The organism is Candidatus Phytoplasma sp. AldY-WA1, assembly GCF_020312115.2.
GTDB lineage: Bacteria > Bacillota_I > Bacilli_A > Acholeplasmatales > Acholeplasmataceae > Phytoplasma > Phytoplasma vitis.
Window position 1 is genome coordinate 1 of record NZ_JAHRHX020000044.1, and the last position, 4,761, is coordinate 4,761.

Annotated in this window: 8 protein-coding genes; all 8 read right to left on the reverse strand. The window is 22.6% G+C overall.

The window, feature by feature from the left end; translation table 11 throughout:
- A partial coding sequence (locus KTO59_RS03370; RefSeq protein ID WP_284928629.1) for a hypothetical protein occupies positions 1-519 on the reverse strand: 519 nt, incomplete at its 3' end.
- A 319-nt stretch (positions 520-838) separates the two neighbouring features.
- Positions 839-1,351: a Panacea domain-containing protein gene (locus tag KTO59_RS03375; protein ID WP_284928630.1), complete on the reverse strand. Its 513-nt coding sequence runs from the start codon at positions 1,349-1,351 to the stop codon at positions 839-841.
- A 161-nt stretch (positions 1,352-1,512) separates the two neighbouring features.
- On the reverse strand, positions 1,513-2,103 hold the full coding sequence (locus KTO59_RS03380) for a Panacea domain-containing protein (RefSeq protein WP_284928631.1): 591 nt from the start codon (positions 2,101-2,103) through the stop codon (positions 1,513-1,515).
- 75 nt (positions 2,104-2,178) lie between these two features.
- Positions 2,179-2,520 (reverse strand): hypothetical protein, encoded by a 342-nt coding sequence (locus tag KTO59_RS03385; protein WP_284928632.1) that lies wholly within the window; start codon positions 2,518-2,520, stop codon positions 2,179-2,181.
- Between the two features lie 37 nt (positions 2,521-2,557).
- Positions 2,558-3,055: a Panacea domain-containing protein gene (locus KTO59_RS03390; RefSeq protein WP_284928633.1), complete on the reverse strand. Its 498-nt coding sequence runs from the start codon at positions 3,053-3,055 to the stop codon at positions 2,558-2,560.
- Between the two features lie 43 nt (positions 3,056-3,098).
- Positions 3,099-3,599 (reverse strand): Panacea domain-containing protein, encoded by a 501-nt coding sequence (locus KTO59_RS03395; protein WP_284928634.1) that lies wholly within the window; start codon positions 3,597-3,599, stop codon positions 3,099-3,101.
- A gap of 127 nt (positions 3,600-3,726) precedes the next feature.
- Positions 3,727-4,050, reverse strand: a complete 324-nt coding sequence (locus KTO59_RS03400) for a hypothetical protein (protein WP_284928635.1) — start codon at positions 4,048-4,050, stop codon at positions 3,727-3,729.
- 145 nt (positions 4,051-4,195) lie between these two features.
- The coding region (locus KTO59_RS03405; protein WP_284928636.1) for a DUF2963 domain-containing protein at positions 4,196-4,761 on the reverse strand (566 nt) is incomplete at its 5' end.

The following is a 4,761-nucleotide window of genomic DNA, read 5'->3' on the forward strand; positions in this document are numbered from 1 at the left end:
TGGTGTTGTGCTAGTTGGTTGTGGTTCATTTTGTGACGGTTCTATTTGTTGGTTGTTTAAGTCATCTTGTGTTGATGGTTCATTTTGTGATGATTCTTGTTGTTGTGATGGTTCAATTGGTGGTTGAACTGGTGAGGTTTGTGATCCAGTTGTTGTTGTTCCAGTTGGTGGTGTTGTGCTAGCTGGTTGTGGTTCGTTTTGTTTTTGTTCTATTTGTTTTTTGTTATTTTCATCTTGTTTATGTGGTTCGTTTTGTTTTTGTTCTATTTGTTGTTTTTTATTTTCATCTTGTTCTGATGATTTATTTTGTAATGATTCTATTTCTTGTTTTTTGTTTTCATATTGTTTTTGTGTTTCATTTTGTTTTTGTTCTAATTGTTGTTTGTTAGTTTCAGCTGGTTTTTGTGGTGTATTTTGTGAATTTGGTGTTATTGGTTTGAATTTGGAATAACAATACCAACCAGTGCCAATTAAAGTTATTAAAGTAATAAATGTTATAATTATTTGTTTTGAGTTCATATTTTTTCTTTTCTTTCTTTTAATATTTATATAAAAATTATAAATTAAATTATAAAAATTAGTGTTTTGTAGTTTCTAATTTTTTTATAATTTTGATTATTTTTTTAATTTCCTGCGCGTTAGTTTTTGTTTTGTGTTGCTGTGTTGGGAAATTGTTATGGCGCAACTGGGTTTTTAAAAACCCTGGTTGCGTAAATGGGGTTTGTTTTTTTTTTTTTTGTTTTTTTGTTTTTGTTTTTAAATTAAAAAAAAGAACTAATTTAATTAATTCTTTTTAATTATCTTTTTTTGGTTTAATTTAGTCTTAAAAATAAAAAAATTATAATTTTAAAGGATTTTTAATATAATACTCAAAAATATCTTTTTCTGAAATAATATTATCGCTTGGATCAAAAAAATCATCTTCAAAATTATTGATCCAAGGTTCTTCTCGGTGTGTTTTATTTGTAAGTTCAACAGGTTTCATATTACCATATTTATTTAAAATATATTTAATTGATTCTATTTGTTTTTCTGTTAATTTAACAGATGTAAATTCATTTTTTTTAATTAATTTAACAGGGTTATCACCATATCGCATTAATTTAAAATATAAATTAGGAAAAACTGGACCATAAATCCAAGCATGAATAGAACAATTAGGAAAAAGTTCTTTGCTAGAATCTTTTTTATTTTTTACTAAATAATGAGCGTGAATATAATATAAAAGTTTTTGTAATTTTAAATTAGTTATTGTCGGATTTTTTTTAATAATATAATTTGCCATAGTAAATAGAATGTTTTCAAAATTTCGTTCTTTCATATTAATATTTTTTTTAATTTGGTTTTTCATAATATTTTCCTTTTTGGTTGAATTTGGGTATAAAAAAAAGACTCTCAAAAATGAGAGTCTTAGGTTTGTTTATTTTATATATTATTTTTTTGTTATTAAAATTTTATATTATTAAAATAATATATTTTAAAAATAATGTAAATTTAAAGATTATAAAGTTTTTATTTTGTAAAAAAATCTTTTAAAGATTGATGAGTAATAATGTTGTTTTTCCATTTTTTGCGTGGATTATAAGCGTTTTTCCAAGGTTTTTCGTTATGAATTTTTATACTTAAATCATAAGAGTTTAAATTAATATAATTACTAAGGGTTTTTTTAATAAATTCTTGAATTTCTTGATCTATTTCGTTACCAGTCTTTCCTTCGCAAATATAATTATTGGGAATTGTTTTATCTACAAAATTGAAAAATTCACCATAAATATGAGCAATAACAGGCCCAAACATCCAAGCTTCGATAGGTTCTAAAAAAAGGGGTTCGTTATATTTAGCAATATAATGGCCTTGAATATAATATAATAATTTGTTAATTTTCATATTAGTAATTTTATATTTATCAGTATCAAATTGTTTAAGTAAAAAGTTAACAACATCAAAAACATTAACTTTTTCGTTATTATTTTTTATATTTTGATTCACATTTATTTCCTTCTTATTTTTTATATTGTATAATTTAACATATTTTTTGACGATTTTTAATTGTTTTTCTATTTCTTTAATGTGTTTTATAATTTGTTTGAAATTATTTTTCATTATTTATTTTCCTTTATTTTGAAATTTGGATGTAAAAAAAGACTCTCGAAAATGAGAGTCTTGGGTTTGTTTGTGTTATATATTGTTTTTGTTGTTATTGTTGTCTATTAATTTATCTATTTTTTTAAATGTTTCTATTATTATTTTTTTTGTTTCTTGTTTTGATTTTATAATTTTGTCCAGCCTTTCTTGATGGGATGACATTTCTTTTTTTAATAATTCAAAATTTTTGTTAATATTGTTTAATTTATTATCATATTTATCTATTTTATCGTTTAAATGATTAAAATTTGTTTTTAAATTAGATTTTAAATCATTAAAATTAGATTTTAAATCATGAGTGAAATATTTTGATGAAATTATTATTGTTATTATTATTATTACGTTAGTTAATAACCAATTTAATGCTATAGTCATTTTTATTCCTTTCTTTTTGTTGTAAAAAATTTATCTTTTATATTATTTTTTTCATTTTTTTATAAAAATAATTATATAAATCATCGTTAGTAATTCTATTTAACGTAAAATCAAAATTTTCAAATCTATCTTGCCATGGGTCTTCTTCGTGTATTTGTTTGCTGAGTTCATTAGTGCTTTTGTTTTTATATTTATACAATACAAAATTTAATGTTTCTTTTTGTTTTATTGAAAGTTGATTATTAGTTGCTTTCGATGATTTAACTATTTTATTAAAAACAAATTTTCTAAATTCAAAGTATAAATCTGGTATAACAGGGCCATAATCCCAAGCTTCAATAGGTTCTTCAAATAAAGGTTGTTTATTATTATTCACTAAATAATAAGCTTGTGCATAATATAATAACTTTTGTAATCTGGTATTATTTATTTCTTGATTTTCTTGATGTGCTTTTTCAATTAAATAATTAGCAATATCAAAAATGTTAATTTGATTTTTTTTAATGTCTTTTTTTATATCTAAATTATTTTTCATATTTAAATTAACTCCTTCGTTTTTTAATGTTGATTAAAAAAAATTATAAATTATAATAATTATAATATTGATAAATAGCGTTATCTGTAATGAGTTGACGACTATAATCTCCAATATCACTATTATATGCATCGGCCCAAGGATCTTCGTAATGTGTTTTTTCTGCTAATTCCCAAGCTCTAAATTTACCGTATTTTTCTAAAATATAATCAATTACGGCTTGGCAATTTGCCGATGTTATTTTATTTTTATCTCCTAATGGTGTTTCTTTTAAATCATTCATGCCATATGTTCGAAATTCAAAAAATAAATATGGAAAAACAGGTCCATAGGGCCAAGCCTCGATTTGTTTTTCAGCCGAATTAGTAAATAAAGTTTGATTATTTTTTACTAAATAATGAGCATAAATATAAAACATTAATTTTTGTAATTTAAGGTTACTAATATCATCACATTTATCAATAATATAATTAGCAACATCAAAAATGTTGATTTGATTTTTTGTCGTGATTGGTTTTGTTCCTTTTAGTTGATTATTTTTCATTGTATTTTTCTCCTTTTAATGAAAATTTAGGTATAAAAAAAAGACTCTCGAAAATGAGAGTCTTGGGTTTTTTTTAATTTATTATAAATTTATTTTGTTATTTATATTTGATGTTTTTTCTATTTTTTTAAATGTTTCTATTATTGTGTCTTTTGTTTCTTGGTCCGATTTTTTTAATTTCGTCTAAATTTTCTCGATGATATAACATTTCTTTTTCTAATAATTCAAAATTTTTGTTAATATTGTTTAATTTATTATCATATTTATCTATTTTATTATTTAAATAATGAAAATGTCTATCTATTTTGTTGTTTGAATAATTAAAATGTTTATCTATTTTATCATTTAAAAGATTAATTTCAGATTTTAAATTATTAGTGAAAAATTTAAATGAAATTATCGTTCCAATTATCATCAAGATAGTTAATACCCAATTTAATACTATAGTCATTTTGTGTTCCTTTCTATTTTTGTTTATATATTGTTTTTTAATTGCCTTTGCGTTTGTCTTTTTTTTACTGTTGGGGGTTTGGTTAATAATTGAAACAGCTGATTTTTTAAAAAATCAGCTGTTTGAATGGGGTTTGTTTTTTTCGTTATAATTCTTCAAAATAATCGATGGTTCCATCAGGTTTGTAATACGTAATTTTAATGAAATCACCATTTTGATCATATTCGTAAATAGATGCAACAGTTTTTTTGTCGCGGTGATAAAATGTTTGTTTAACTATTTTGCCGTCTTTATCATAGTCTTGAATGTAATAAATTAATCCGCTATAACGGCGGTATTGAGTTTGTTTAACTATTTTTCCGTCGTTATATTCATTAATATTCATTAAAGAGCCGTCATCGCGATAGGTTGTAATTTTATTTGTTTTACCATATTTATTGTATTCTTTAATATTACGAATATTTTTACTATTGGAATGATAATTTATTATTTTGTTTATTTGGCCGTTTTTGTGAAATTCAGTAATTTCTGTGATAGTTTGACTATCGGGGTGATACCATATTCTTTTGGTTTTTTGGCCGTGTTTGTTGAATTCATCAATAAAATTAATAGTTTGACCATCTTTTAGGTAGTATGTTATTTTAATTATTTTTTCATTATTGTTGTATTCGTTGATGTACCAAATAGTTTTATCAAGGCGATAGTAAGTTC